Annotated in this window: 22 protein-coding genes, 2 tRNA genes and 1 pseudogene; 16 read left to right on the top strand and 9 right to left on the bottom strand. The window is 60.2% G+C overall.

Translation table 11 applies throughout. The features are described from left to right. A pseudogene (locus CXK91_RS17935) lies at positions 1-205 on the bottom strand (IS5/IS1182 family transposase); the annotation flags it as partial. Between the two features lie 481 nt (positions 206-686). On the opposite strand from CXK91_RS17935, the gene CXK91_RS17930 reads away from it, so the two are divergent. Both CXK91_RS17930 and CXK91_RS17925 read left to right on the top strand, forming a co-directional pair. Continuing rightward, a complete protein-coding gene (locus CXK91_RS17930) occupies positions 687-3,050 on the top strand; it encodes a DNA polymerase II (protein WP_103457428.1) in 2,364 nt (787 codons plus the stop codon). 70 nt (positions 3,051-3,120) lie between these two features. Then, complete coding sequence (locus CXK91_RS17925; protein ID WP_103457427.1) at positions 3,121-3,429, top strand: hypothetical protein; 309 nt, start codon at positions 3,121-3,123, stop codon at positions 3,427-3,429. A 59-nt stretch (positions 3,430-3,488) separates the two neighbouring features. On the opposite strand, the gene CXK91_RS17920 is transcribed toward CXK91_RS17925, so the two are convergent. From CXK91_RS17920 to CXK91_RS17910, 3 genes are read right to left on the bottom strand one after another with little or no spacing between them, the layout of a single operon-like run. Further along, a complete protein-coding gene (locus CXK91_RS17920) occupies positions 3,489-3,833 on the bottom strand; it encodes a YdbL family protein (RefSeq protein WP_103457426.1) in 345 nt (114 codons plus the stop codon). Between the two features lie 8 nt (positions 3,834-3,841). Continuing rightward, positions 3,842-4,033, bottom strand: a complete 192-nt coding sequence (locus CXK91_RS17915) for a YnbE family lipoprotein (RefSeq protein WP_003282484.1) — start codon at positions 4,031-4,033, stop codon at positions 3,842-3,844. Positions 4,034-4,070: 37 nt separating this feature from the next. Beyond that, positions 4,071-6,638: an intermembrane phospholipid transport protein YdbH family protein gene (locus CXK91_RS17910; protein WP_103457425.1), complete on the bottom strand. Its 2,568-nt coding sequence runs from the start codon at positions 6,636-6,638 to the stop codon at positions 4,071-4,073. Positions 6,639-7,184: 546 nt separating this feature from the next. Here CXK91_RS17910 and CXK91_RS17905 point away from each other — a divergent pair. Continuing rightward, positions 7,185-7,532, top strand: a complete 348-nt coding sequence (locus CXK91_RS17905) for a sel1 repeat family protein (RefSeq protein ID WP_103457424.1) — start codon at positions 7,185-7,187, stop codon at positions 7,530-7,532. 60 nt (positions 7,533-7,592) lie between these two features. Further along, entirely contained in the window at positions 7,593-9,065 is a 1,473-nt protein-coding gene (rmuC, locus tag CXK91_RS17900; RefSeq protein ID WP_103457423.1) for a DNA recombination protein RmuC, read from the top strand. Positions 9,066-9,071: 6 nt separating this feature from the next. Here the strand turns inward: rmuC and CXK91_RS17895 are convergent, their stop codons facing one another. Both CXK91_RS17895 and CXK91_RS17890 read right to left on the bottom strand, forming a co-directional pair. Next, a complete protein-coding gene (locus CXK91_RS17895; RefSeq protein ID WP_103457422.1) occupies positions 9,072-10,319 on the bottom strand; it encodes an MgtC/SapB family protein in 1,248 nt (415 codons plus the stop codon). Between the two features lie 113 nt (positions 10,320-10,432). Continuing rightward, the gene (locus CXK91_RS17890) at positions 10,433-13,900 is read right to left on the bottom strand and encodes a hybrid sensor histidine kinase/response regulator (RefSeq protein WP_103457421.1); all 3,468 of its coding nucleotides are present in this window, start codon (positions 13,898-13,900) and stop codon (positions 10,433-10,435) included. A 279-nt stretch (positions 13,901-14,179) separates the two neighbouring features. On the opposite strand from CXK91_RS17890, the gene CXK91_RS17885 reads away from it, so the two are divergent. From CXK91_RS17885 to CXK91_RS17870, 4 genes are all read left to right on the top strand, one after another. Next, positions 14,180-14,740 (top strand): GNAT family N-acetyltransferase, encoded by a 561-nt coding sequence (locus tag CXK91_RS17885; protein ID WP_003282478.1) that lies wholly within the window; start codon positions 14,180-14,182, stop codon positions 14,738-14,740. A 168-nt stretch (positions 14,741-14,908) separates the two neighbouring features. Next, positions 14,909-15,625, top strand: a complete 717-nt coding sequence (locus CXK91_RS17880) for an AzlC family ABC transporter permease (protein ID WP_103457420.1) — start codon at positions 14,909-14,911, stop codon at positions 15,623-15,625. Next, a complete protein-coding gene (locus tag CXK91_RS17875; RefSeq protein ID WP_103457419.1) occupies positions 15,622-15,948 on the top strand; it encodes an AzlD domain-containing protein in 327 nt (108 codons plus the stop codon). Before CXK91_RS17880 ends, CXK91_RS17875 begins: the two co-directional genes overlap by 4 nt. Continuing rightward, positions 15,945-17,357 (top strand): MFS transporter, encoded by a 1,413-nt coding sequence (locus CXK91_RS17870; protein WP_103457418.1) that lies wholly within the window; start codon positions 15,945-15,947, stop codon positions 17,355-17,357. The genes CXK91_RS17875 and CXK91_RS17870 overlap by 4 nt, the downstream gene beginning before the upstream one ends. 36 nt (positions 17,358-17,393) lie before the next feature. On the opposite strand, the gene rdgC is transcribed toward CXK91_RS17870, so the two are convergent. Further along, positions 17,394-18,314: a recombination-associated protein RdgC gene (gene rdgC, locus CXK91_RS17865; RefSeq protein WP_103457417.1), complete on the bottom strand. Its 921-nt coding sequence runs from the start codon at positions 18,312-18,314 to the stop codon at positions 17,394-17,396. Positions 18,315-18,528: 214 nt separating this feature from the next. Between rdgC and CXK91_RS17860 the strand changes: the two genes are divergently transcribed. From CXK91_RS17860 to CXK91_RS17850, 3 genes are all read left to right on the top strand, one after another. Further along, positions 18,529-18,604: transfer RNA gene (locus tag CXK91_RS17860), tRNA-Val, on the top strand. A 13-nt stretch (positions 18,605-18,617) separates the two neighbouring features. Next, positions 18,618-18,694: transfer RNA gene (locus CXK91_RS17855), tRNA-Asp, on the top strand. Between the two features lie 267 nt (positions 18,695-18,961). Next, positions 18,962-19,708, top strand: coding sequence for an FKBP-type peptidyl-prolyl cis-trans isomerase (locus tag CXK91_RS17850; protein WP_103457416.1), 747 nt, complete (start codon positions 18,962-18,964; stop codon positions 19,706-19,708). A 71-nt stretch (positions 19,709-19,779) separates the two neighbouring features. Here the strand turns inward: CXK91_RS17850 and bfr are convergent, their stop codons facing one another. After that, entirely contained in the window at positions 19,780-20,250 is a 471-nt protein-coding gene (bfr, locus tag CXK91_RS17845) for a bacterioferritin (protein ID WP_003284541.1), read from the bottom strand. A 191-nt stretch (positions 20,251-20,441) separates the two neighbouring features. Then, a complete protein-coding gene (locus CXK91_RS17840; protein ID WP_003284540.1) occupies positions 20,442-20,660 on the bottom strand; it encodes a bacterioferritin-associated ferredoxin in 219 nt (72 codons plus the stop codon). A gap of 251 nt (positions 20,661-20,911) precedes the next feature. Between CXK91_RS17840 and CXK91_RS17835 the strand changes: the two genes are divergently transcribed. The 5 genes from CXK91_RS17835 to CXK91_RS17815 all read left to right on the top strand — a co-directional run bounded on the left by CXK91_RS17835 (position 20,912) and on the right by CXK91_RS17815 (position 25,355). Beyond that, positions 20,912-21,538 carry a YjfI family protein gene (locus CXK91_RS17835; RefSeq protein ID WP_103457415.1) on the top strand — a complete coding sequence of 209 codons (627 nt, stop codon included), beginning with the start codon at positions 20,912-20,914 and terminating at the stop codon, positions 21,536-21,538. A gap of 12 nt (positions 21,539-21,550) precedes the next feature. Next, on the top strand, positions 21,551-22,246 hold the full coding sequence (locus CXK91_RS17830) for a PspA/IM30 family protein (RefSeq protein WP_103457414.1): 696 nt from the start codon (positions 21,551-21,553) through the stop codon (positions 22,244-22,246). A 76-nt stretch (positions 22,247-22,322) separates the two neighbouring features. Next, positions 22,323-22,967 carry an OB-fold-containig protein gene (locus CXK91_RS17825; RefSeq protein WP_103457413.1) on the top strand — a complete coding sequence of 215 codons (645 nt, stop codon included), beginning with the start codon at positions 22,323-22,325 and terminating at the stop codon, positions 22,965-22,967. Between the two features lie 26 nt (positions 22,968-22,993). After that, complete coding sequence (locus CXK91_RS17820) at positions 22,994-25,036, top strand: flotillin family protein (protein WP_103457412.1); 2,043 nt, start codon at positions 22,994-22,996, stop codon at positions 25,034-25,036. A 79-nt stretch (positions 25,037-25,115) separates the two neighbouring features. After that, on the top strand, positions 25,116-25,355 hold the full coding sequence (locus CXK91_RS17815) for a hypothetical protein (RefSeq protein WP_103457411.1): 240 nt from the start codon (positions 25,116-25,118) through the stop codon (positions 25,353-25,355). Positions 25,356-25,423: the final 68 nt, after the last annotated feature.

Here is a 25,423-nt window from a genome sequence, read left to right as displayed (position 1 = left end):
ACCAGTTTTGCATCAGGTGCACGCGCAGCATCGCCATCAGCGGATAGGCCGGACGACCGCCTTCACCCTTGGGATAATGCGGCTCGATCAAGGCAATCAAACCCTTCCACGGCACCACCCGATCCATTTCGATCAAGAACAACTCTTTGCGGGTCTGCTTGCGCTTGCCGGCGTACTCGGCGTCAGCGAAGGTCATCTGCTTCATGGGGAAACTCAGCGGGTGGAATCCGGGTATTTTGCCAAAATCTGGAAGTCTTCTTCAGAGTTTCCCTAACATAACGTTTGGTGAAGAGCGGCCACGAGCATGGCTGGCGGACGCCCGAGTGAGCGAAGCGAGCAGCTTAACCGGTTGCTGCGCTGCTCGAAATTGATAGGCCCGCCTTGTGTCGAAATCACTGCCGATCAACGCGGTATAATGCGGGCGAAACGGGGCGGCGGGCCCAGTAATGGGGGGCTTTGCAGGGCAACGCGGAGCAAAAAGTGGGGTTCAAATGCCTTTCTCTCCGCCATTACATGTACCTAAACCCCCGAGCTCGCTAGAGTTCGGGGGTTTTTGCGTTTAGGGGCGTTAATAGCTGGGCAATGGTCGAGCTCGTCCAGTGGTGGATACGCTTGAGAAGCTGCAGTGCAGCTGGTCTACAGGTGATCATGGCGTCGCCGCAGAGTGCAAAGCGAAGGGGAGGGTGATGTCGCAGCTACAGCAAGGCTTTATCCTGACTCGGCACTGGCGGGATACGCATGAGGGCACGGAAGTCAGTTTCTGGCTGGCCACCGATGTGGGGCCCCGGCAGGTCCGGGTGCCGCATCAGCACTCGGTCGCTTTTATCCCCGAAGAACAGCGCTCGCTCGCTAAGGCCGTGTTGCGCCGCGAGCGGGATGCTGAGTTGCGGCCGTTGGCGTTGTGTGACTTCCGTCATCGGCCGGTGATGGGGTTGTACTGTCGTTCGTATCGACGCTTGCTCGACTGCGCGAGGCTGTTGCGTGATGCCGGGGTCGATGTGTATGAGTCGGATATTCGTCCGCCCGAGCGCTATTTGATGGAGCGCTTCATCACTGCACCGGTGTGTTTCGCGGGCGCTGTCGACGGCGTGGCGGCGGTCGATACCCAGCTCAAGCCGGCGCCGGACTACCGGCCCGCGCTGAAGCTGGTCTCGCTGGATATTGAAACGACCGCCCGTGGCGATCTCTATTCCATTGCCCTGGAGGGCTGCGGCCAGCGCCAGGTCTATATGCTCGGCCCGGAAAATGGACAATCTGACACACTGGGTTTTCCGCTCGAATATTGCCAAACGCGTGCGCAGTTGCTGGAGCGGCTGAACGGCTGGTTCGTCGAACACGATCCGGATGCTGTCATCGGCTGGAATCTGGTGCAGTTCGATCTGCGCGTGCTGCACGAGCATTCGCAGCGGCTCAAGGTGCCGCTGCGCCTGGGGCGTGGCGGCGAGGAGATGGAGTGGCGCGAGCATGGCGGTCGCGGCAATCATTATTTCGCGGCGGCAGCGGGACGGCTGATCATCGATGGCATCGAGGCGCTTCGCTCCGCGACTTGGAGCTTCCCCTCGTTCAGCCTGGAGAACGTGGCGCAGACGCTTTTGGGCGAAGGCAAGGCGATCGACAATCCTTACCAGCGCATGGCGGAAATCGATCGCATGTTCGCCGAGGACAAGCCGGCCCTGGCGCGCTACAACCTCAAGGACTGCGAGCTGGTGACGCGCATCTTTGCCCACACCGAACTGCTGACCTTTCTTCTCGAACGCGCCACTGTGACCGGTCTTGCAGTTGATCGCAGTGGTGGGTCGGTGGCGGCATTCGAGCATCTGTATATGCCGTTGATGCATCGTCAGGGGTTCGTTGCACCGAACCTCGGCGAGCGCCAGCCCGAGGCCAGCCCAGGTGGTTTTGTGATGAATTCACAGCCGGGATTGTATGAGTCGGTGTTGGTGCTCGATTACAAGAGCCTGTATCCCTCGATCATTCGCACCTTTCTCATCGACCCGGTGGGGTTGGTCGAGGGGCTGCGGCACCCGACAGACGAAGAGTCGATCTCAGGCTTTCGCGGGGCGCGTTTCTCGCGGACTCGGCACTGCCTGCCAGCAATCGTAGAGCGCGTCTGGGAGGGGCGCGAGACGGCGAAGCGTGAGCACAACAAGCCGCTGTCACAGGCGCTGAAGATCATCATGAATGCGTTCTACGGGGTGCTCGGCTCCAGTGGCTGTCGTTTCTTCGATACGCGGCTGGCGTCGTCCATCACCTTGCGTGGTCACGAGATCATGCGGCGCACGCGGGAGTTGATCGAAGCGCAGGGGCATGCCGTCATCTATGGCGATACCGATTCCACCTTCGTCTGGCTGCGTAAAGCGCATTCGGACGATGAGGCTGCGCGGATCGGTCATGAACTGGTACAGCGCATCAACCAATGGTGGCGAGCGCATCTGCGGGCCGAGTACGGCCTGACTAGCGCCCTGGAGCTGCAGTACGAAACCCATTTCCGGCGCTTTCTGATGCCCACCATTCGTGGCGCGGAGGAGGGGAGCAAGAAGCGTTATGCCGGATTGGTCACGCGGCCGGATGGCAGCGATGGCATGGTCTTCAAGGGGCTGGAAACTGTGCGCACCGACTGGTCGCCATTGGCGCAGCGCTTTCAGCAGGAGTTGTATCAGCGCATCTTCCACCGCCAGCCGCACCGGGACTATGTGCGCGACTACGTACGGCGCACGTTGGCCGGAGAGCTGGATGAGCTGCTGATCTATCGCAAGCGCCTGCGCCGGCGGCTCGATGACTACCAGCGCAACGTGCCGCCGCATGTGCGGGCGGCGCGCCTGGCTGACGAGTACAACGATCAGCAGCGGCGGCCGCGGCAGTATCAGAACGGCGGCTGGATCAGCTACCTGATCACGGTTGCAGGGCCTGAGCCGCTGGAGACGCGGTCATCGGCCATCGACTACGACCACTATGTGTCGCGGCAGCTGCTACCGGTGGCGGACGCGATACTGCCGTTCGTGGGTGATGATTTCGCTTCACTGGTCGACGGTCAGCTCGGGTTGTTCTGATTTCGTTGGCGCGTGGCATTAATGGCGTGTCGGCCCGGTCGTATGCAGAGGCATTCGATGGAGCCCCGACATGTATCTGATACAGCTGCTACTACCGCTCTACGACAATGATCGGCAGGCACTGCCGAAATTACTGTTCCGCGCTGTGAGCGATGAGCTCATCAAGCGCTTCGGCGGTTTGACCACCTATTCGCGAGCTCCGGCGAGCGGGTATTGGCTGGAGGATGGTGACAATACCGTCCACGACGAATCGGTGGTCTACGAGGTCATGGCCGATGAGCTGGACAGGGAATGGTGGGGCGGTTATCGCGCCGAGCTGGAGCAGAGGTTTCGACAGGAGGCCTTGGTGATCCGGGCGCACGCCGTGACGTTGCTATAAGCGCCTTCGCCCGTGGTTACCTGAGCGCAATGGCCGGCTTGGCCGGCCATTGCGTTTGGTCACTTGCGGACCCAGGTACCGTTGAGCTGGATGATCTGGCCGGACGGTGTTTTCTCGATGGCTTTCTTGCCTGCGATGGCTTCCACGTCGCTGACGCTGATGCCGTTCTGCTTGGCAACACGATGGTATTCCGCGCGGCGCGCCTGGTTGATCTGGCTGGCGATGTCTTCGGCGTTTTGGCTCGAGCGAACTACGCCGAGATAGCCGTCGGGCCTTTCCCCAAGCAGGCCGCTGGCCTTGGCATCGCCCAATGCGGACATGGCTTCGTTGAGCGTCATGGCTGCGGCAGGTAGGGCAAGGGTGAGTGCAAGCAGCACGCTTGCCAATTTCAGATAGGTTTTCATCGTCTTCCTCAGAACAGGCCGCTGTCTTGGTTGATGATCGAGTCGAGCTGCTTGTCTACGCGGATGTAAATCTCGTGTTCGATCTTCACGTTCAGGTTGATGTTGATCGGCTCGTTCGGCACGGCCAGTTCCACCCGCGGCGTACAGGCGCTGGCGAACAATGCCAGCAGCAGAATGGTCAGCGATTGGCGCAACCGCATGGCGGTCTCTCCTGTGTCGGCTTGCGGTTGCAGGGCCTTATTGAAGGCGTTCCTGCACCCGCCGTTGAATGGTTTCGCTCACCCGGTCGCTCAGCTGCAAGCTGGTCAGTAGCGCCGGAATATCCTCTTCAAGGTTGATCGCGAAGTTGATCGGTCGACCGCCCTCCAAAGCCGGGTTGCGGCCATTGAGTCGTAGCCCGAGGTTCAGCTTGCCGCTCTCATCATAGCGGACGTCACTGCTTAGCAGATCATAATGAAAATCGTGCAACGCCTCCGCGACGATTCTCATGGCTGGGTTAGCCTGGCTGAGTGCCTCGATTTTGGGTGAGCGGAAACGCAGAACGCCGCCTGGCGCGCGCGCGGAGAGTTTCCCTTGGTCAATGCTGAGTCCCGTTGGGCTGCGATGAACCTGGAAACTGCCATCGATGATGCCGCTGCCGGTGAGCCCCTCGGTGGGATAGGCTGCCAGCACATCACCCAGCTGCACGCCTTGTAGCTGGGCCTCGAGTTGCTGTTGCGCCGCGGCCAAATCGAGGGTGGCGGGCTCCAGCCAGAACCGGCCGCCCAATATCTGGGTTTCGGCGGTCTGCCAGTTCAGCTGGCCTTGCTCCGGCTGGTCGATGGGGGCGCTGTATTTGCCACGCAGCAACAGCGGGCCGAACGTGAAACCAGGGTTGAGCTGCGCCAGGCGTAGCTCGGTGATGTCCAGCTGAAGACGATCGCGCTGCAGGCTGGCGGCAAGCCGCGCATCGAGTCCGGTGATCTCGGTACGGTCGGCGATGCCCGCCAGCCCCCTGGCCTCAAGCGTGAAGCTGGCGGACGGCCTGCCATTACCAGTCGGCAGTGAAAACCTGCCGTCAGCCAGCAGACGTCCGCTGTTTAGCTCAAGGGCTGCCGGCCAGGCGGTGAGGCTGCGGGCAATGGGGTTACCGGCACGCAGGAAAATCTCCTGCAGCTTGCCGCTTACCTGCAGCGCGCCGTTCCAGGGCTTGTTCAGGTTGGTCGTCACGGTTAGCCCGGCGTCGTTGCTCAACGGCCCGGTTCCGCTCAGGCGCGCTGTGTCTATGTCCAGCTGGCTGTTCCAGCGCCAGCCCTGGGCGATCAGCTGTGGGTGCTCCAGTCGCCCCAGACGTAGGTCCAGCGGCCCCTGAGCGCGCCATGTGATTGGGTCTACGTCGTTGCGTTCGATCCGCAGGTGTAGCGGCTGGGAAAGGTTGGCCTGCAGTTGGCTGGCGGCGAGCTCGTCGATCGCCAGATTGGCCAGGGTCACTCGCGAGGTTTTAAGCAGTTGTAGATCTACTCGCTCCAGCTCTGCATGGCCGGAGAAATCCAGTCCGGCGTCAAGGCCGCGCAGGGATAACGCCTCCAGCTGCAGACTGGCGCTGCGCAGCTGCAGGCGCGCCTGTTCGATGGCTAGGGCATAAGGAGGCGTGGTCGCCAGTTGCACACGTGCCTGCAGGCTGGCCGGCGCGCCGCCCTGAGCATCCAGCCGCAGCTGCACCGGCAGCTGGCCCGAGGCCGAGTCAGTGTCGATGGGCACGATTTTGATGCTCAGCTGCGTGGGTCGAAGCTGTTGCGGCAGGTCGGCGACCAGCGCGGGAGCAGGGCGCAGCTTGAGATCAGCACTCAGCTCGGTGGGCAGCCACAGACCATTCTGCCCATGAGCCGCCAAGTCTATGTCGCCTTGCAGCTCACCAAGACCAATCACTGGCCAGGGTGCCGGCAGGTGCCCAGATAAACGCAGATCGCCCGCTGCATTAGGCCAGTCGAGCGAGTCGCTGGCCGATTTCGGCAATGAGAGCGCCCAGCCTGCGCCAATCCGCATGTCGGCCGGCAGCTCTGGCAGTGGGGTAGGCTCATAGCTTGTCCATTCGCCCAGCCAATCCAGCAACCAGGGCGCCTCGGGCAGACTGCCCATGGCCATTGTGCCGCTCCACCGAAGGGTGCCTTGGTCGGTATGGCTCAGCTGATTGCGGGACTCCAGCCGCGCCTGTTCATCGATCAACAGATGCAGCTCGACCAGGCTTCCCTCGACATCGAGGAGCTGCGCACTGATAACCAAGGAAAGTTCGTGCGCGTTGCGCTGCACACTCAGGCGGCCTTCAAGAGGCAGTATTGGAGCGCCTGCATGTTGTAGCTGTAACGAACCCCGCTCGTTGCATCGTCCTTTGTTGCAGGGAAGATCCAGCTGCAGGTCGACTATGTTCAATCGCTGTGGCAGCCAAGCAGCCCATTGCCGGTACTGCTGCAGATCTGGCGGGTCGGATTGGCTTTCCTGCCCCGCTGGCAGGGTTTTTAGTGCCAATTTAAGCTGGTCGATCTCCAGAGATCGCGGCGGCAATGGCTGCAAAAAGCCGGAAAAATCCAGGCTGATCGCTCTAGCTTCCAGCGCCAGATGTAGGCCATTTTCAGCGAGCTGCTCATACGTCAGCCGTTGTATCGAAACTCCTTGGGGGGAAATGCGCATGCCTTGCCAGTCGAGTTCGACAATGCCTTGCTCGCGCTTGAATGTGTTCCATTGATACCAGGCGAAGCCGCCTGCCAGGAGCACCATAGCAAGCAGCCCAAGGGACAGTCGGAGCAGGATACGTGGCGCTTTTGTCATAGCCGTTTCCAGGAAAACGAGGGCTATAGCATAGCTGCAGAACTGCCATCGATAACGTGCTCCGCTGCGGTGCAGCCCAGGACAGCTGCATTGCTTAAAAGTTCATATTGACACCGATGTAGCCCTTGCGGCAGGCCGTCTCAAACGGGGTGCGCTGAACTTGTGCACATTTTTGATATGGCCCTGTCAAGCGCTTATGACAAACAGTCGCAACCCGCTAGTTTTCATAGATCTTTAATAACCAATTGAAAAATAAGACATTTTTTCATTGGCGAAAAAAGCGCCAGTTTAAGCGCAGCCCCCATGACGCCTGGCGTTCGAGGACTTGTTTGCTGTTTGTCCACTGACTTATCCACAGCTTCTGTGGATTACTGGCCGGTGTGATTCGGATCTAATTTTTTTGCCTTTGACAAGACTTTAACTCTCGGGAAAAAGGAGTAGAGTGCGCGACCTTATCCATCCAGCCCCCTGATGTGCATGAGAACTCGAACTTCGGCTTCCGCCTCCTTTACTACGTCCCCGCCATCGGCGCGTCTGCCGCTGCGCATGGCGCTGTGGCTGCTCGACAGCCAGCACCTGGGCAATCGTCAGGGCGTCAAGCGGATCGCCGGCCGCCTTCTCAAACAGCCGGCGCGTGAGGGTGTAGTGGAAGCTCAGAGCCGGCTCGGCCGTTTGCTGTGCTGCGAATGCGAGAGTCAGCGAGATCGCCGCATCGGGTTCGAACTATTGCGTCAGGCGGCGCGTGCCGGTGACTGTGAGGCGCAGCTGGAGCTCGGTCGCCTGTACTGCCAGCCTGACCATGCCGAGCCCGCCAAGGCGCGTCTCTGGCTTGAGCAGGCGGCCGCACAAGGTTCTCAGGAAGCTGCGCGCGTCCTTCAGCGGGTCAAGCGCTGACCGGCCTGACCGGCCACCCGCGGGTCGCTATACTGCCCGGCAATTTCGCCGGAGCCCTTCATGTCCTTTGATCCTCTCCATTTATTGATCGGCCTGGCGCTCTGCGTAGTTGCAGTGGCTGGGCTGAGCATCTATCTGCAGCGCCGTCTGTCCGCCAGTGAGGCTGAACGGGCCATGCTCGATGAGCGGCTCAGGCAGGCAGCGTTGGCTAAGGAGGGGCTCGCGGCCCAGTTGGATGGATGCCGGATCGAAGTTGCTGAGTTGAGTGGCATCAAGGCCGAGCAGCAGGCCGAACTTGCAGCCCTGCGCCGCGAAACCGAATTGCTACGTTCACGGCGCGATGAAAATGTCGAAGCCATCGCTGACTTGCAGGCCGAGCGTGACGCCCAGCAGGGTGAGTTGCGCCGATTGAGTGCTGCGCATGCTGCGCTCGAAGCCGAATTGCGCGAACAGCACAGTGCACATCAGCAGCGCCTGGCGGACCTGCAGGCTGCACGTGATGAGTTACGAGCGCAGTTCGCCGAACTCGCCGGCAAGATATTCGATGAGCGGGAGCAGCGTTTCAGCGAGTCTAGCCACGAGCGACTGGGGCAGTTGCTCGAGCCGCTGAAAGAGCGCATTCAGTCGTTCGAGAAGCGTGTCGAGGAGACTTATCAGAATGAGGCGCGCGAGCGGTTCTCTCTGGCGCGAGAGCTCGAGCGGTTGCAGCAGCTGAACCAGCGCCTGGGCGACGAAGCAACCAACCTTACCCGCGCTTTGCAGGGGCAGAAGACGCAGGGTAATTGGGGTGAGCTAGTCCTGGAGAAGGTTCTGGAGCACGCCGGCCTGGAAAAGGGCCGCGAATACCACACTCAGGTCAGCCTCAAAAGTGCCGATGGCGAACGCTTTCAGCCCGATGTGCTGATCCATCTGCCGGGCGATAAGCAGGTGGTGGTGGATGCCAAGGTCAGTCTAACGGCCTATCAGGCGTTCACTTGTGCCGAGGACGAAGGCAGTCGGGCAATGGCGCTCAAGCAGCACGTGCTTTCGCTGCGCAGTCACCTGAAGGGGCTTTCGCTCAAGGACTATCAGCGCCTAGAGGGGCTGCAAAGTCTCGACTTCGTGTTGCTGTTCGTCCCTATCGAGGCTGCCTTCGCGGCAGCGCTGCAGGCTGACCCCGACCTGTTTCAGGAGGCATATGGCCGGCATATCGTCATCGTCAGCCCCACCACATTGTTGGCTACGTTGCGGGTCATCGACAGCCTGTGGCGGCAGGAGCGACAAAGCCAAAATGCCCGGGAGATCGCTGAAAAGGCCGGTGGGCTTTATGACAAGTTTGTCGCTTTTATTCAGGATCTGGATGAAATCGGCAGCAGGTTGCAGCAGGTGGATCGCGCGTATCTGTCGGCGCGCAACAAGCTTAGTGATGGGCGCGGCAATCTGGTTGGGCGGGCCGAGCAATTGAAGTCGCTTGGCGCACGAGCCAGCAAGCGGTTGCCTGGTGACTGGCTGGAGCGTGCTGGTGCCGAGGAGCTCAGTGAGGCAGGCGACTAGGCCGCGTTAGCGCAACAGCAGCACTGCAAGGCCTGTCAGCAAGCCGGCGAACATGATTGGCAGGGTACGGATTGCAAGCTCGCGGCCGCCAATAAAGGCAATCAGCATGGCCTTGACCAGACTGTTGCTTAGCGCCGCGAAAACGATGCCGCGTGTCGCTACCTCATGACTTAAGCCGTCGCGGGCATTGCTGGCCAGCGTCAGGGTGATTGCGTCGACATCGGTCAAGCCCGCCACCAGTGACACCATATAGATGCCGGCATCGCCCAGCCAACGTCGGGCCCCTTCGACCAGAAGCAGAATCAGCACGAGCAACGCGGCGAAGCGCAGCGCCGGCCCCAGCTCGAATGGATTCTTCAGCAGGGGTTCGGCTGTGTCCTTGGGTGCCTTTGCGGCGAGCAGGTAATAAAAAATCGCGCCCGCGGCGTAGATTGCTCCGGCGCATGCCAACGGCAGAGTCAGGCCAGGAAGCAGCGCAGGGTTGACCAGGCTAACTTCCAGCAGCACACGTGGGAACATCAGTGCCGATGTCGCCAGCAGGCCGGCTGCTAGGGCCGCACGCAGGTTTGGCGCGTTCAGCCGAGCCAGGGTGATCGTCATCGCGGTGGACGAGACGATGCCGCCGAGCAGCGCGGTTACCAGCAAGCCGTGGCGGGTACCCAGGATGCGAATCGCCACGTAAGCGGCGAACCCGATCCCGGCAATCAATACCACCATCATCCAGGTGGTATAGGGGTTGAGCGCCTGCCAGGGGCCATATCCCTGGTTCGGCAAAGCGGGCAGCAGTACGACTGAGATAAAGAGCATCTTCAGTACGCCGCCGAGTTCTGCTTCGCTCAGGCGAGTGAGTGCCTGATGCAGCCGCGCCTTCAGGCTCAGTAGCAAGGCAACCACGATAGCGCTGGCTGCGGCTAGCTGTCGGCTTTCCGCCACTGCCAGACTGCCGAGAACGAAGGTGAGCAGCAGAGCAACCTCGGTAGTCATGCCATGGTCGCCGCTGCGGCGAGCATCGATTACGTAACCTGCGATCACCAGCAGCGCGAGCATGGCGAACATCGCGACCCAGGCGAGTGCACCCAGATGGGTGACGCTTACCGCGGCAAGCCCGCCAAACAGACCCGCAAGGCCAAAGGTGCGGATGCCGGCGACCAGTTCCTGGCCGGCATTTTCCCTGCCGCTCCAGGTGCGCTCAGTGCCGATCAGCAGTCCGACGGCGAGTGCAGTGGCGAGGTTGAGAAAGAACTCGAGCGTCATTGACTACCTTGTCGCTTGGATGTGGGTGGCTATGAGTGTAACCGGCCGCGGAATCTGCGGTAGACCGGCAGCGTAGGGCATCCGCCAGTTCGGATGCCCACTACGTTAGCGCTTTATCTCAGAGCCAGGTGGCGGCTCATCAGTGCCCGCAGCGCGGCGGGTTTGACCGGTTTGGCGAGGAAATCCAAACCGCTCGCATGAATGGCCGCCACCAGCTCTGGCCGGCCATCGGCGCTGATTACCACGCCGGGTACCGGCTCGCCCAGTCGGGTGCGCAACCAGGCCATCAGTTCGGTGCCGGTCTGACCTTCATCCAGGTGATAGTCGACGAGGACCAGTTGCGGGCGGATGTCTTCGGCCAGCAAGTCTTCGCAGTCGGCGCGATTGCTGGCGGTCCAGACCTGGCAGCCCCAGCGGGTGAGCAGGCTCTGCATGCCGACCAGAATGCTGTCTTCATTATCGATGCAGAGCACCTGGGTGCCGGTCAGTGCGGTGTGCTGTGGCTCGTTGCGCTTGGCCGTCGGGCGAGGTTGGCTGAGCGCGCGCGCGACGGGCACGGTGACGCTGAAAACGCTGCCCTTGCCCGGCCATGAACGCACTTCCAGTGGGTGCTCCAGGACGTGGCACAGGCCGTCGGCGATGGCCAGGCCCAAGCCCAAGCCTTTCTCTGCTCGGGTCTGGTGACTGTCCAGGCGCTTGAACTCCTCGAAGATCACCTTCAGCTTGTCGTGGGGAATACCCGGCCCGCGATCCCACACCTCCAGGCGCAGCGATGCGCCTTGCCGACGTACCCCAAGCACTACGTGGCCCTTGGCGTAGCGGAAGGCGTTGGTGAGGAAATTCTGCAACACGCGGCGGAGCAGGCGTATGTCGCTATCGATGCGTAGCTTGCTGCCATGCACGCGGAAGGTTACGCCCTGCTCGCGGGCCAGTGCGGTGAACTCGGTGTTCAGAGTGTCGAACAGCGTGGCCAGTGGGAAGGGATTGCGATCCGGTGTAACCCGACCGCTTTCCAGGCGCGAAATATCCAGCAGATCGGTGATCAGGTCTTCTGCTGAACGCAGCGAGCTGTCCAGATGCTGCACAAGCTCCTGAGCTTCCTTGGGCAGCGCGCTTTGCTGGTGCGACAGCGCGGCGGAGAACAGCCGGGCGGCGTTGAGCGGCTGCATCAAGTCGTGGCTGACCGCGGCGAGGAAGCGCGTCTTCGACTGGTTGGCCGCTTCCGCGGTGCTTTTCGCTTCGATCAGGGCCTGATTGAGTTGCGACAGCTCCTGGGTTCGCTCGCTGACGCGCTGCTCGAGACCTTCGTTGGCGTCTTTCAATGCGCGCTCGGCCTCACGATAGGCGGTGATATCACTGAAGCTCATGACGAAACCGCCGCCGGGCATCGGATTGCCGATCAGTTCGACTACGCGGCCGTTGGGGAACAGGCGCTCGGAGGTGTGCGCGCGGCCCTGGCGCATCCAGTACAGACGCTTGGCTACATGGGTGTCGGGATCGCCGGGGCCGCACAGGCCGCGCTCGGCGTTGAAACGGATGATGTCGGCGATCGGTCGGCCGATATAGACCAGGCCGTCGGGGTACTCGAACAGCTCGAGGTAACGATGGTTCCAGGCCACCAGCCGCAGCGATTGGTCGACCACGCTGATGCCTTGAGTGATGTTCTCGATCGCGCCTTGCAGCAGCGCCCGATTGAACTGCAGCACTTCCGAGGCTTCGCCGACGATGCGCACCACATCGTCGACCTGCATGTCGCGCCCTTCAAGTGCTGCCTTGACCACTGCGCGAGTGGAAGATGCACCGAGAACGCCGGCAAGCAGGCGCTCGGTATGTGCAATCCACTGGCCATCCGCCTGTAGCTTGGGTGAGAAATCCTGGCCGTGACGTCGCGCGAAACGCTGGAAGCTCTGCTCGGCGCGCTCTGCACCGACGAAGCGGGAAGCCAGTGTCAGCAGGTCTTCGACCCTTACGGCGAGCAGGCGGCGAGCGCCGGTCGGTGAGGTGATCTCCTGACCGATAAAGCGACTTGCCTGCCAGTGTTCAGCCACATGGGTCTGGGTCAGGATAGACACCCAGAAGAACAGTGTTGCGTTACCAACCAGCGAAAGCGTCACACCCAGGGTCAGTCCACTGAGGCCGAACCCTAGGCCGCCGTTGTACATCCAGCTCAGCCCCGGGAACATGTCCAGCGGCCAGCCCAGCAGTGGCAGGATCAGCGTGTAGAACCAGATCGCCGCGCCGGCGGTCAGGCCGGCGAATACACCGCGGCGATTGGCCTGTTTCCAGTACAGCGCGCCGACCATTGCTGGTGCCAACTGGGTGATGGCGGCGAAGGCGATCTGGCCGATGGTGGCCAGCGATGCGGTCGAGCCAAGCAGGCGGTAGCTCACGTAAGCCAGCAACAATATGACCACGATGCTGATACGGCGCACCGACAGCATCCAGTGGCGGAACGCCTCGAATGGGCGTTCGGTTTCCTGGCGGCGCAGCAGCCAGGGCAGCAGCATGTCATTGGAAACCATGGTGGAAAGCGCGACGCTGGCGACGATCACCATGCCAGTCGCCGCCGAGGCGCCGCCGATAAAGGCGAGCAGGGCAAGCCATGGATGTAGCTCGGCCAGCGGCAGGCTGATGACGAACGAATCCGGTGTAACCCCTGCTGGCAGCAGCATCTGGCCGGCCAGCGCGATCGGAATGACGAACACCGCCGCGAGCACGAGATAGAGCGGAAACACCCAGCGAGCCAGGCGGAAATCGCGAGGTTCGATGTTCTCCACCACCGAAACGTGGAACTGTCGAGGCAGACAAACGATAGCCATCATTGCCACGGTGGTCTGCACCAACATGGCAGACCAGTTGACGTTCACGCTCCAGAACTCAGTGAGGTCGGGGGAGTCATGGGCCTGGTTGAACAGATCGCCAAAGCCGTTGAACAGGCCGAAGGTCACGAATGCGCCTACCGCCATGAATGCCAGTAGCTTGACCAGTGACTCGAAAGCGATGGCCAGAACCATGCCGCGGTGATGTTCGGTGACATCGAGGTTGCGCGTGCCGAACAGGATGGTGAACAGCGCCAGCATGATCGATACGATCAGTGCCGTATCGCGCGTGCCGGTACCGGCCGTTTCGATGTTGACGCCGCTCAGTATGTTCACGCCGAGTACGATGCCCTTAAGCTGCAGAGCGATGTACGGCAGCACCCCCACCAGGCAGATCAGGGTGACCACTACCGCCAGCGTCTGCGACTTGCCGTACCGCGCCGCGATGAAGTCGGCGATTGAGGTGATGTTCTCCTGCTTGCTGATCATGATCATCTTCTGGATCACATGCGGCGCAAACAGCATCAGCAGGATCGGGCCCAGATAGATCGGCAAGAACGCCCACAGCTGCTCGGCGGACTGTCCGACGGCACCGAAGAAGGTCCAGCTGGTGCAATACACCGCCAGTGACAGGCTGTAGACCCACGACCGCAAGCGCGGCGACATGGAGTCGCGGTTGCGGTCACCATAGAAGGCGATGGCGAACAGAATAGCCATATAGACGAGGGCGACCGCAGCGATCAGCCCGCCTGACAGCGTCATGCAAACTCCATAAAGCGAAGAAGAAGTGCCTGGTCGGCTTCGACTGGCCGGGAAGGGGTGTCGAATTTAATCAGCCCTGGCAACTCGTTAATATGCTGAATTCGCGAAGTTTCGCAGTAATGGTGCGCCCCGTGTGTGCGGTTGCGACCAAGGTCGCATGTGTCTAGCTCGGGCCTGGCAGCAGAGCGCCGGCCGTCCGTGTAATGCCGCGCTTTTTACGCCATGGGTTACTGTCGGGGGAACCGCCCGCACGCTCGTAGGCAACAACAGGAGAATGTCATGCTGACCCCGCATCCGGTAACCCTGCAACGCGGAGCGCTGCGCCTGGAGCCGCTGATGGAAGCGGATATTCCGGAGCTGGCTGCGTTGGCGGAGCGGAACCGCGGTGAGCTCACATATATGAACGGGCCATTGCGCCCCGACTGGTATCGCCATGCCCTGGCAGACCAGCGCGAGGGCCGGGCGGTAGTCTTCACCGTGCGAATGGCTGAGCGGGTGATCGGTACCACGCGTTTTTCTGATTTCGTTACCAGCCTTCCGGCCGCCGAGCTGGGCTGGACCTGGCTGGATCAAGCGGAGCATGGCACGGGCCTGAACGCTTCGATGAAATTTCTGCTGTTGCGGCATGCATTCGAAGAGTGGCGACTGGTGCGGCTGCAGCTCAAGACAGCGGCCAGCAATCTGCGCTCACAACGGGCAATTGAAAAGCTCGGTGCGCTGCGTGAAGGTGTGCTGCGCAATCACCGCCGCTTGGCGGACGGCCGTCTCGACGACACGGTGCTCTACAGCATCACCGATCAAGACTGGCCACAGGTCAGGCAGCTGCTCGCCGCCGAGTGAATGTCGGCGCGGTCCGCGCTACATCGCCTGAAGGCCTAACTTCGGTTATCGTGTGGTGCTTTGCCGCACATCCCGTTCGTTTTATCTGACGCCTGCTCGTCGCTACGCTGCCGCTCTTTGCGTGGTGCGGGAGATGGCTCGTCGCGATTATGGTTATCAGGAGTTCCGATGTCTCGCTCGCAAGAGTTCATCCACGGTTGCCGTGACATTCTTCCGTTGATCCTCGGCGCGATTCCTTTTGGAATCATCTTCGGCACGTTGGCGGTTGGCGCGGGGCTATCCAGCTGGCAAGCGATGGGTATGTCCACCTTGGTCTTCGCCGGCTCCGCGCAGTTCATTGCTGTGACGCTGATCACTGGAGGGGTAGGGGCCGCCGTGGTGCTGCTGACTACCTTTGTGGTCAACCTCCGGCATGCGTTGTACAGCGCCGCGCTACAGCCCTTCGTTCGCCACTTGCCTGGGTGCTGGCGTGCGCCGCTGGCCTTCTTGCTAACGGACGAAGCCTTCGCTGTCGTGCAGAATCGCTACGCTCGCGGTGATGATTCGCCGTACAAGCATTGGTTCTTTCTGGGAGCCTCACTAACCATGTACATCAACTGGCAGCTATCGACGTTGGTGGGGGTGGCCTTCGGCCAGGCCGTTCCGGATATCGCCAGCTGGGGTCTGGACTTCGCCATGATTGCCACGTTCATTGGTATCGCCGTGCCGATGATGCGCACCTACCCGCAGGTGGCCTCTGCGCTGGTCGCGGGTGCAGTGGCCCTGATGACATGGGAGTTTCCCTACAAGCTCGGTCTGATCGCCGCGGCCATGGCCGGTATCGTCGTTGGCGTATGGCTCGAGCGCCGAGCCGAGGCTGCGGCTCGCTTGCAGGGGGCGCTATGAGTACCTGGCTGCTGATCTTCGGCATGCTCGCAATCACCTTCGTGATTCGCTACAGCTTCTTCGCTTGGCCCAATCTGAGCTTCCCTCGCGCCGTCGAGCAGGCCTTGCATTACGTGCCAGTTGCCGTGCTGACTGCCATCGTGGTGCCGGGAATGTTGATGCCGGAAGGGCAGTGGGCGTTGCAGTGGGATAATGCTTATCTGCTGGCGGGGTTGCTGGCGATGGCGATCGCTGCTTTCACCCGCAATCTGCTGGCCACCATCGCCGGCGGACTGCTGAGTTTCTTTCTGCTTCGCTGGGCGTTCGGGCAGTTGCCGATATGAATCACAAATCAGCTAGGCCGGGGGCGGCTGGGCCAGTGTCGGATGGTGGGGCGGTCGCCACGCATTCGCAGTTTCGCTTGCTCGGCAAGCGCCGCTTCCTGCCATTCTTCTGCACCCAGCTACTCGGCGCGTTCAACGACAACGTGTTCAAGCAGGCATTGATCCTGGCGATTCTGTTCAAGATTGGCACCACTGCGGACAAGAGTCTTTTGATCAATCTCTGTGCGCTGCTGTTCATTCTGCCGTTCTTTCTGTTCTCCGCGCTGGGCGGGCAATTCGGCGAGCGTTTCGAGAAGGCTTGGTTGATTCGTCGGATCAAGTTCGCCGAAATCCTGATCATGCTCGTCGGTGCCCTCGGCATGCTGCTCGGCAATTTGCCGATATTGCTCGTTGTGCTGTTCTGCATGGGTACGCAGTCGGCGCTGTTCGGGCCGGTCAAATACTCGATCCTGCCGCAGCAGCTCGCCGAGGATGAGCTCGTGGGTGGTAATGCCCTGGTGGAAATGGGCACTTTCCTGGCAATTCTCGGCGGCACCATCGGCGCCGGTGTACTGATGGCGAATGAGGGGTACGCCGAACTGGTGGCGATCAGCGTCGTGCTGATTGCGTTGGCCGGCTACTTGGCGAGTTTGGCCATTCCGGGTGGGACGGCCGCCTTGCCGACCTTGCACATGGATTGGCAGGTGTTGCGCCAATCCTGGCGAATCCTGCGGCTAGGTCTTGGCCAGCAGCGGGCCGTGTCGCGCGCAATGCTGGGCAACTCCTGGTTCTGGTTTCTCGGGGCGACCTATCTGACGCAGATCCCGGCATTTGCCAAAGACTATCTGGGGGGTGACGAAAGCGTAGTGACGCTGATCCTGACGCTGTTCTCAGTTGGCATCGCGCTGGGGTCGCTGCTTTGCGAACGACTGTCGCGGCATCATGTGGAGATCGGGTTGGTGCCCTTCGGGGCTATCGGTCTGAGCCTGTGCGGCGCGCTTCTGTGGTGGCATGCGAGCGGGCATGTCACGCCGGCGCAGACGGTTGACTGGCTGACACTGATCGGCGAGCCATCGGCCTGGTGGGTGCTGGCGGATATCCTCGGGCTGGGTATTTTCGGCGGCCTGTACATCGTGCCGCTGTATGCATTGATCCAGTCGCGCAGCGTGGTTCACGAGCGCTCGCGAGTGGTGGCCGCGAACAACATTCTCAATGCGCTTTTCATGGTCGCGTCGGCGATCATCGCAATCGTTCTGCTGGTGTTGCTCAAACTATCGATACCGCAGCTTTTTCTCGTGGTCTCGCTGCTCAGCTTACTGGTGTGCGGTGCGCTGTTCATCGATGCGCCAGAGTTCATCGAGCGTTTTCTGGTCTGGTCGCTGGGGGAGCGGTTGGGCGGGGCGTTGGCGGTGCAACTGAAGGTGCGTTGAGAGGAGCGGGGCGCTGATTAGCGCCCCGCGCGGGTCTCAGAGGCCCTGGGGGACTTCTTCGCCACCGAACGCTTCGAACAGCGCCGGTAGGAACTCGCGGAAGGTCATCATCATTAGCAGGAAACTGGCGTCTTGTTGGGCGAGGGCGTCTTCACCGCCGTCCTGTTCGGCCTGCTCCTGTAGCAACTCCTCGAAGCGCAGGCGCTTGATGATCAGCTTGTCGTCCAGCACGAAGGACAGCTTGTCCTGCCAAGCCAGCGACAGCTGGGTGACCTGTTTGCCCGCCTCCATGTGCTGCTGGATTTCGTCGCTGGTCAGGTCCTGGCGCTTACAGCGCACCACGCCACCATCTTCGTGGGTGTCACGCAGCTCGCATTCGTCGAGCACGAAGAAGTCGTCCGCAGCTTTCTGCGTCTTCACCCAGTCAGTGAGCGTGGCGCTTGGCGCGATTTTTACCGTCAGCGGTCGAACTGGCAGCGAACCGATGGCTTCGCGCAGGGTGGACAGCAGATCCTCGGCTTTCTTCGCGCTGGCCGAGTTCACCAGAATAAGTCCGCGTTCGGCGTCGATTGCCGCGAACGTGCCGGATTTGCGTATGAAGGCGCGGGGCAGGAAGGCCTGGATGATCTCGTCCTTGATCTGGTCGCGCTCCTTTTTGTAGACCTTGCGCATCTGCTCCGCTTCGATCTCGTCGATCTTGTCCTTCACGGCGTCCTTCACAACGCTGCCTGGCAGGATGCGTTCTTCCTTGCGCGTAGCGATCAGCAGGAAGCCCTGGCTGACATGCACCAGCGGGGCGTCTTCGCCTTTACCGAACGGCGCGACGAAGCCGTAGGTGCTCAGCTCCTGGCTGGCGCAGGGGCGGGCGGGTTTGGCGGCCAGTGCAGCTTCGAGTGTCTCGGCATCTAGAGCAACATTTTGGGTGAGACGGTAAACGAGCAGGTTACGAAACCACATGGCGAGGTAGATCTCCGGAAAGCAAAGGGGTGCATTATTCCTGCCTGGCTAGCCCAGGCCAACCCTGCGGGAGGTTAATGCACTACTGACACGAAAAAATGGCTGTTAAACCGGGGTTTTCCTAAGTCTTTGGAACTTCTGCAATTTTTTTTTCGAAAGGGGGTTGCCAAGGTAGGGAACCCTCTCTAGAATGCGCCCCACTTCGAGAGCAAACGGGTGATTAGCTCAGCTGGGAGAGCATCTGCCTTACAAGCAGAGGGTCGGCGGTTCGATCCCGTCATCACCCACCACTCGAGGTTTAGCGCAGCGGTAGTTCAGTCGGTTAGAATACCGGCCTGTCACGCCGGGGGTCGCGGGTTCGAGTCCCGTCCGCTGCGCCATATTCGCTTCATGGGTCCGCTGAACACCCTGGAGCAAAAAAAGAAACGGCCATTAGGCCGTTTTTTTTTGCCTGCGATTTTTATCTTATGTGGCGGTATTGCGCGTTGCTGTTCGACGCCTCTCGGTTGCGAAATGTTATGCGCGTCTTTCTTTGCAATCTCTTTACGGTCCGAGGTCGGGGCGTGCGGTAGCCAGTGCATGGATGCGCTGCTAAGCTCGGTCATCCGTTTTTCGATATGCCCATACAGCGTAATTAAGGAAACAGCATGAGACTGAGACATCATCGTTTGGCACCTGCAGTTGCTCTGGTTGGCCTGGTACTGGCCGGCTGCGACTCGCAGACCAGTGTCAAGCTCGACACTCCGGCGCAAAAAGCGTCTTACGGCATCGGCCTGAACATGGGCAAGAGCCTTGCGCAGGAGGGTATGGATGATCTCGATTCCCAGGCTGTGGCGCAGGGCATTGAAGATGCCATCGGTAACAAGGAGCAAAAGCTTACCGATGAGCAGCTGATGGAAGCGTTCACCTTCCTGCAGACGCGCGCCGAGGAGCGCATGGTCGAGATGAACGCCAAAGCGGTCGAGTCGGGCAAGAAGTTTCTGGAAGACAACGCCAAGCGTGACGGCGTGAAGACCACCGAGTCAGGGCTGCAGTACGAGGTCGTCAAATCGGCCGAAGGCCGCCAGCCGACCGAGAGCGACGTGGTTACCGTGCACTACGAGGGCAGCCTGACCGACGGCACTGTCTTCGATAGCTCGATCAAGCGCGGTAGTCCGATCGACCTGCCGGTCGGAGGCGTGATTCCTGGCTGGGTTGAAGGTCTGCAGTTGATGCATGTGGGTGAGAAGTACAAACTCTACATTCCGAGCGAGCTGGCCTATGGTGAGCAAAGTCCGAGCCCGCTGATTCCGGCCAACTCGGTGCTGGTCTTCGACCTCGAGCTGCTGGATATCAAGGGTGACGGAGCTGAACAGCCCGCAGCCGAGCAGCCAGCCGAGGCGGTAGAGCAGTAAGCGTTTTCGCTGCTAGAACAAAAAAGCCCCGACTGGATCGGGGCTTTTTTTATCGGGGGTGTTCGACTGAGTCAGTCGTCCATCTGCGATTGCAGATAGTTTTCCATTCCAACCTTGTCGATCAGGCTTAGCTGCGTCTCCAGCCAGTCGATGTGCTCTTCCTCGGATTCGAGGATGTCTTCCAGCAGCTCCCGGCTGCCGTAGTCGCCGACGCTCTCGCAATAGGCGATGGCAACTTTCAGGTCCTGTATGCCGCCCTGTTCCAGCTTGAGGTCGCACTCGAGCATCTCGCGGGTGTTCTCTCCGATCAGCAGTTTGCTTAGGTCCTGCAGGTTTGGCAGGCCCTCCAGAAACAGGATGCGCTTGATCAGCTTGTCCGCATGCTTCATCTCGTCGATGGATTCTTCGTATTCATGCTTGCCGAGCTTGCCGAGACCCCAGTCCTCATACATGCGCGCGTGCAGGAAGTACTGGTTGATGGCTACCAGTTCGTTGCCGAGGATCTTGTTGAGGTGCTGAATGACCAGCTTGTCGCCTTTCATGGAATTAGCCTGCCTGGAGCGGTGGGAATGAAAGCAGTCTGGCCACGGAGGGGCGACCTGTCAAACCTAAGTCGTTGAATGCAAAAGCTAAAACCTAGCGAGAATGGTTGCGTTCCGCATCCTTAATGGCAACTGACTGATTTGCAGGCATAAAAAAGCCGGGCAGGGCCCGGCTATACGACTTCGGTCTGTTAGGCCTGAACGAAACTCGCAGGGTAGGCGAGCGATGCCTGGGCGTTCTGTACGTTGCTAAGCGTCTCGCGAACGACCTGCTTGGCAACGCAGGCGCATTTGCCGCACTGGCTGGCGACGCCTGTCGACTCGCGCACTTCGCGATAGCTGCAGCAGCCTTCGTAAATTGCATCGCGAATCTGACCGTCGGTTACACCCTGGCAGAGGCAGACGTACATAAGAACTACCCGTTAAGTTCGTTGTTGGTAGCGATGCTAATCAGAATGAGAATAATTGTCAAAGCTCGTTCGTCGCCTTGACGAATTTCAGTCGCGTGCTGTGGTTGGCGGCGGCGCGCAACGGCTTAGGCGACAATGTTCGAAAGCTTTCGTCGCGCTTCTCTGTGTGCCGTGACTCGGCTCCGCTTCACGTTTTGGAAAATTACATGTGAGCTTATTGCGCTTATCACATGTGCTGATATTCTGGCGGCATGGAAACGAAATCGTCCGCACATTATCAGCGCCTTTTTCGGCAGCGCCTGCGTGATCAGGGGTTGGTGAAAAAGGAAGTCTGGATTTTGCCCGAGCATTCAGTACGGCTTGCGGCCATGGAGAAGAGAATGCGCCAGCCGCTTCAGGGGCTGGCTTCATGTGAGATGGAAGAAGGTATGAATATGCCGCAGCTATGGACCGCCCAAGCGTTGCATGACGCTATTGAAACCACGGAACTGTGTAAGAACGGTCAGATTGCAATCGAGCTGATCCAAGGGGCTGACGCCAGCCTGCGCGTCACGATGCGCGAGTATGGTGACCTGCCGATCTATGTGGCGGTGATCGGCGAGCAAATCATCGTCGAAGCGCTGCTTTGGCCGGTTTCTGATGTGCAGGATCCGACCGCATTCAATGAACAGATATTGCGCACCCACAAGTTGTTTCCGCTTTCGTGCATCGGCATCGAGTCGCTTCCAGATGGTCAGCCTTGCTACACCATGTTCGGTGCATTGAGTTCGGCGTCCACGCTTTCGGATGTGGTGCTGGAGATCGAATTGCTTGGCGATAACGTGATCAAGGCTACCGAGGCGTACGAAGGCTTTCTCAAGGCCGCGCTTGAGCTCTAAAGGAGATCTGAGATGAATGTATGGAGCAAGCTGCTCACCGCCCTGCGCGGTGGCGTCAATGAGGCGGGCGAGGCGGTAGTGGATAGCCAAGCGCTGCGCATTCTTGATCAGGAAATTCGCGATGCCGATTCCGAATTGCGCAAAGCCAAGGAGGCATTGGCTGAAATAATGGCCAAGCAGAAGTTGGCTGCTGAACGTGTCAACAAGGCAGCTAAAGCAATCAGCGAATACGAGCAGTATGCGTTGAAAGCGCTCGAGTCCGGTGACGAGCCGTTGGCCAAGGAAGTGGCCGCAAAGATTGCCAATCTTGAGGCTGAGCAGATCGCCGAGCGCGAGCAGGCCGATAATTACGCTGAGAGCGTGGCGCAACTGCGCAAGGCCGTCAGTCAGTCGGAAGCGCATATCAAGCGGCTCAAACAGCAGGTTGATACGGTCAAGGCCACGGAGAGTGTGCAGAAGGCCCAAATGGCCGTCGCGCAACGCTACGGCGGCTCCCAGGCCAAGTTGCACACCGCGGTTGAGTCGCTAGAGCGGATCAAGCAGCAACAGGCCGAGCGCGCAGCGAAGATGGAGGCAACGGCCGAGCTGGCGCAAGCGTCTAGCGTCGACGAATCACTTGACGCCAAATTGCGCGCCGCGGGGATCGTTGCCGACAACGCCAGTGCAGACAGCGTGCTCGCACGCTTGAAGGACAAAGCCAAGGGCTGATCCCGCCATCAGCGACTATGAGAGCTTGGTCGCGCGGAATTGGCGAGAGTCGCGGCACAACACAAGGATGTGATCGATGGATTTGTTCATACAGACTGCTTTGAGCTTTCCGGTGGTGCTACTCAGCTTCGTGCTGGGTATCGCCATTCTGTACTGGTGTGTGGCGGCCCTCGGTATGGTCGACGTGGACGTACTCGACGTCGAGATGGAGTCTTCTCTGGAAGATACGTCGTTTCAGCCGGAAGGCCTGGCTGGGCTGTTGCTCAAATTCGGTCTGTCCGGGGTTCCAGTCACGCTGGTGCTGACGCTGCTGTTCTTCTTTTCCTGGTTGTTCTGTTACTTCGCCCAGCTGTTGGTGCTGCGCTTCCTGCCGCTCGGCATTTTGCGTTACCCACTAGGCCTGGTGCTGACCGTGGTTGCGCTGCTGCTGGCAGTGCCGATCTGCGGCGCGCTTGTCCGTCCACTTCGCCCGCTGTTTCTGAAGCTTCATGCGCCCACTCATCGCTCGTTGCTCGGCCAGGTAGCTGTCGTGCGCAGCGGTACGGTTACGTCGAGTTTTGGCGAGGCCACTCTGGAGGATGGCGGTGCTGGGCTGATCCTGCGAGTCAGAGCGGATGAGCAGGTCGGGTTCAAGCGCGGTGATCGCGTGGTTCTGCTGGAGTACCTGGAGGCTGAGAATGCCTATCGGGTCATTACCGAAAGTGAATTCAAGGGCGTCTAAGCCCGCTTTTAAAAGGAGTTGATGTAATGAGCCTCGAACTGGTGATGCCTTTCCTGATCGGATTGGGCGTGTTCTTCCTCTTGATCATGGGCTTCTTTGTCCTGTTCAAAGCCTTCTATATCAAGGTCCCGCAAGGCACGGCACTGATCGTCAACGACATGTCGTCGATGCCCAAGGTCCACTTCACAGGCGCTCTGGTCTATCCGGTGATCTACAAAAAGGAGTTCATGAAGATCTCCTTGTTGACGCTGGAAGTCGATCGCCGCGGCAAGGATGGTCTGATCTGCCAGGACAACCTGCGCGCCGATATCACCGTCGCCTTTTATCTACGGGTAAACGAGACCCAGCAGGACGTGCTGAAGGTCGCCAAGGCGATCGGAGTGGATCGTGCCTCCGATCGTGCAGCGGTGAATGAGCTGTTCAATGCCAAGTTCTCCGAAGCGCTGAAGACCGTGGGCAAGCGCTTCGATTTCGTCCAGCTGTTCGAAGAACGCCAGAGCTTTCGTGACCGTATCGTTGAAGTGATCGGCAACGATCTCAATGGCTATGTGCTTGAAGACGTCGCGATCGATTACCTGGAGCAAACGCCCAAAAGCTCCCTGGACCCAAACAACATTCTAGATGCCGAAGGTATTCGCAAGATCACTCAGCTGACGGCTGCGCAGAACATCATCACCAACGACTTCGAGCGCAACGAAGAGTTGGCGATCAAGAAAAAGAACGTAGAAACCCGTGAGGCGACTCTGGCGCTAGAGCGTCAGGAGGCTGATGCGGTGGCTAGGCAGAAGCGGGAGATCGAGACCATTCGTGCGCGCGAGCATGCTGAAACGCTCAAGGTGCAGGAAGAGGAGCGGCTGAAAGCCGAGCAGGCCCGCATTCAAACCCAGCAGGAGCTGGATATCCGCGCCGAGAACCACCAGCGTGAAGTCGAGGTGGCGCAGCAGAACCGCCAGCGTGCCGTGGTCATCGAAGTCGAGAAAGTGACGCGTGCCAAGGATCTGGAGATCGTGGCCCGCGAGCGTGAAGTCGAATTGCAGCGAATCGAAAAGGAAAAGGCGCTGGAAGAAGAGCGCAAGAATATCGCTTCAGTCATTCGTGAGCGCGTTGCGGTCGAGAAAACCGTTGCCCAGGAAGAAGAACGCATCAAGGAAGTCCGCGAGGTTTCCGAGGCCGAGCGAATGAAACAGGTCGTGGTGCTCAATGCCCAGGCCGAGGCAGAGCAGGAGCTGGTACGTCAGGTCAAGCAGGCCGAGGCGGACGAAACGCGCTCCAAGCACAAGGCTGTGGAAATCAATACGCTGGCTCAGGCCGAACTGGAGGCAGCTGCCAAGCAGGCAGAAGCCAAGAAGAAGCTTGCCGAGGGCGTCGAAGCCGAGCGTGCGGCACCTGGCCTGGCTGATGCGCGCGTGCGTGAAGTCACCGCGGCAGCGAAGGAGAAGGAAGGGCTGGCCGAAGCACGCGTGCAGGCAGAGCAACTGATCGCAGCTGCCAAAGGCGAGCAGGAGAAGGGTTTGGCCGAGGCACGGGTGATTGAGGCCAAAGCAGGCGCCAAGGAAAAGGATGGCTTGGCCGAGGCCAAGGTGCTGGAAGAAAAACTCACTGCTCAGGCCCGCGGCGAGGAGCAGTTGGGCAGTGCCAAGGCCAAGGCGGCCCAGGATCTGGGTATGGCCGAGGCGCACGTGCTCTTGGAACGCTTGAACGCCGAGGCCGAAGGCTTGGGCAAAAAGTTCGGTGCACTGGACTCGCTCAGCGATGGCGCCCGTCAGCACGAAGAGTTCCGCATGCAGCTGGAGAAGAGCTTCGAAGAGGCGATGGCCTCGATCGCGGCGAACAAGGACATCGCCAAGGACCAGGCGGAAGTGCTGTCGGCAGCGCTGTCGAAGGCCAAGATCGAGATCGTCGGTGGCGAAGGCGACTTCTTCAATTCGTTCGCCAAGTCGTTGTCGGTGGGCAAGGCGATCGAAGGAGTGGTTGGCAAGAGTCCAGTAGTTCAGGACGTGCTGGCGCGCCTCCTCAACGGCCGCGCTGCCGAAGCCAAACCGGTGCGCGCTGACACCAGCGAAGTTTGATGATCCCAGGGCGCCTGCATCTAAAAAGCAGAGCGCCCGTTCTGGCTCACCTATTGAGCCGCTGCAGCAAGGAGTGTTTATGTCTGAACCCAGGGATTATCTGGAAATGTCCTTCCGCTCGATTCAGTGCTTTGCCAATGATGGCCGCCTGGACGTGAGCGAGCTGGGCGCACTGCTGGGCATCGCCGAGCGCGACGGTGATATCGATGAAAACGAAGCGCGCGTGCTGAAAAAGATCATCGAACGTATCCGGCCCGAGGAAATCGACCAGCCAATGCGCGACAAGCTCGCCGAGGTGGCCAAGAAAATCGGAGCTTGAGGCATCCTCCAGATCACCAGCCATTCGGCGTTCCCCGCTACTTAGTGCAGCCCTGTGCGACCGGGGCT

The sequence above is a fragment of the Stutzerimonas stutzeri genome (assembly GCF_002909485.1).
Lineage (GTDB): Bacteria > Pseudomonadota > Gammaproteobacteria > Pseudomonadales > Pseudomonadaceae > Stutzerimonas > Stutzerimonas stutzeri_AH.
This window is presented reverse-complemented; position numbering and strand designations above follow the sequence as displayed.

Excerpts from the sequence above, each read along its gene's own strand:
- rmuC (WP_103457423.1), top strand. The coding sequence starts at position 7,593 with ATGTCCTTTGATCCTCTCCATTTATTGATCGGCCTGGCGCTCTGCGTA.
- CXK91_RS17830 (WP_103457414.1), top strand. The coding sequence starts at position 21,551 with ATGAATGTATGGAGCAAGCTGCTCACCGCCCTGCGCGGTGGCGTCAAT.
- rdgC (WP_103457417.1), bottom strand. The coding sequence starts at position 18,314 with ATGTGGTTTCGTAACCTGCTCGTTTACCGTCTCACCCAAAATGTTGCT.
- CXK91_RS17905 (WP_103457424.1), top strand. The coding sequence starts at position 7,185 with ATGGCGCTGTGGCTGCTCGACAGCCAGCACCTGGGCAATCGTCAGGGC.
- CXK91_RS17820 (WP_103457412.1), top strand. The coding sequence starts at position 22,994 with ATGAGCCTCGAACTGGTGATGCCTTTCCTGATCGGATTGGGCGTGTTC.
- CXK91_RS17880 (WP_103457420.1), top strand. The coding sequence starts at position 14,909 with ATGTCTCGCTCGCAAGAGTTCATCCACGGTTGCCGTGACATTCTTCCG.
- CXK91_RS17815 (WP_103457411.1), top strand. The coding sequence starts at position 25,116 with ATGTCTGAACCCAGGGATTATCTGGAAATGTCCTTCCGCTCGATTCAG.
- CXK91_RS17885 (WP_003282478.1), top strand. The coding sequence starts at position 14,180 with ATGCTGACCCCGCATCCGGTAACCCTGCAACGCGGAGCGCTGCGCCTG.
- CXK91_RS17870 (WP_103457418.1), top strand. The coding sequence starts at position 15,945 with ATGAATCACAAATCAGCTAGGCCGGGGGCGGCTGGGCCAGTGTCGGAT.
- CXK91_RS17850 (WP_103457416.1), top strand. The coding sequence starts at position 18,962 with ATGAGACTGAGACATCATCGTTTGGCACCTGCAGTTGCTCTGGTTGGC.
- CXK91_RS17840 (WP_003284540.1), bottom strand. The coding sequence starts at position 20,660 with ATGTACGTCTGCCTCTGCCAGGGTGTAACCGACGGTCAGATTCGCGAT.
- CXK91_RS17825 (WP_103457413.1), top strand. The coding sequence starts at position 22,323 with ATGGATTTGTTCATACAGACTGCTTTGAGCTTTCCGGTGGTGCTACTC.
- CXK91_RS17875 (WP_103457419.1), top strand. The coding sequence starts at position 15,622 with ATGAGTACCTGGCTGCTGATCTTCGGCATGCTCGCAATCACCTTCGTG.
- CXK91_RS17835 (WP_103457415.1), top strand. The coding sequence starts at position 20,912 with ATGGAAACGAAATCGTCCGCACATTATCAGCGCCTTTTTCGGCAGCGC.
- CXK91_RS17915 (WP_003282484.1), bottom strand. The coding sequence starts at position 4,033 with ATGCGGTTGCGCCAATCGCTGACCATTCTGCTGCTGGCATTGTTCGCC.
- bfr (WP_003284541.1), bottom strand. The coding sequence starts at position 20,250 with ATGAAAGGCGACAAGCTGGTCATTCAGCACCTCAACAAGATCCTCGGC.
- CXK91_RS17920 (WP_103457426.1), bottom strand. The coding sequence starts at position 3,833 with ATGAAAACCTATCTGAAATTGGCAAGCGTGCTGCTTGCACTCACCCTT.
- CXK91_RS17925 (WP_103457427.1), top strand. The coding sequence starts at position 3,121 with ATGTATCTGATACAGCTGCTACTACCGCTCTACGACAATGATCGGCAG.
- CXK91_RS17890 (WP_103457421.1), bottom strand. The coding sequence starts at position 13,900 with ATGACGCTGTCAGGCGGGCTGATCGCTGCGGTCGCCCTCGTCTATATG.
- CXK91_RS17895 (WP_103457422.1), bottom strand. The coding sequence starts at position 10,319 with ATGACGCTCGAGTTCTTTCTCAACCTCGCCACTGCACTCGCCGTCGGA.
- CXK91_RS17910 (WP_103457425.1), bottom strand. The coding sequence starts at position 6,638 with ATGACAAAAGCGCCACGTATCCTGCTCCGACTGTCCCTTGGGCTGCTT.
- CXK91_RS17930 (WP_103457428.1), top strand. The coding sequence starts at position 687 with ATGTCGCAGCTACAGCAAGGCTTTATCCTGACTCGGCACTGGCGGGAT.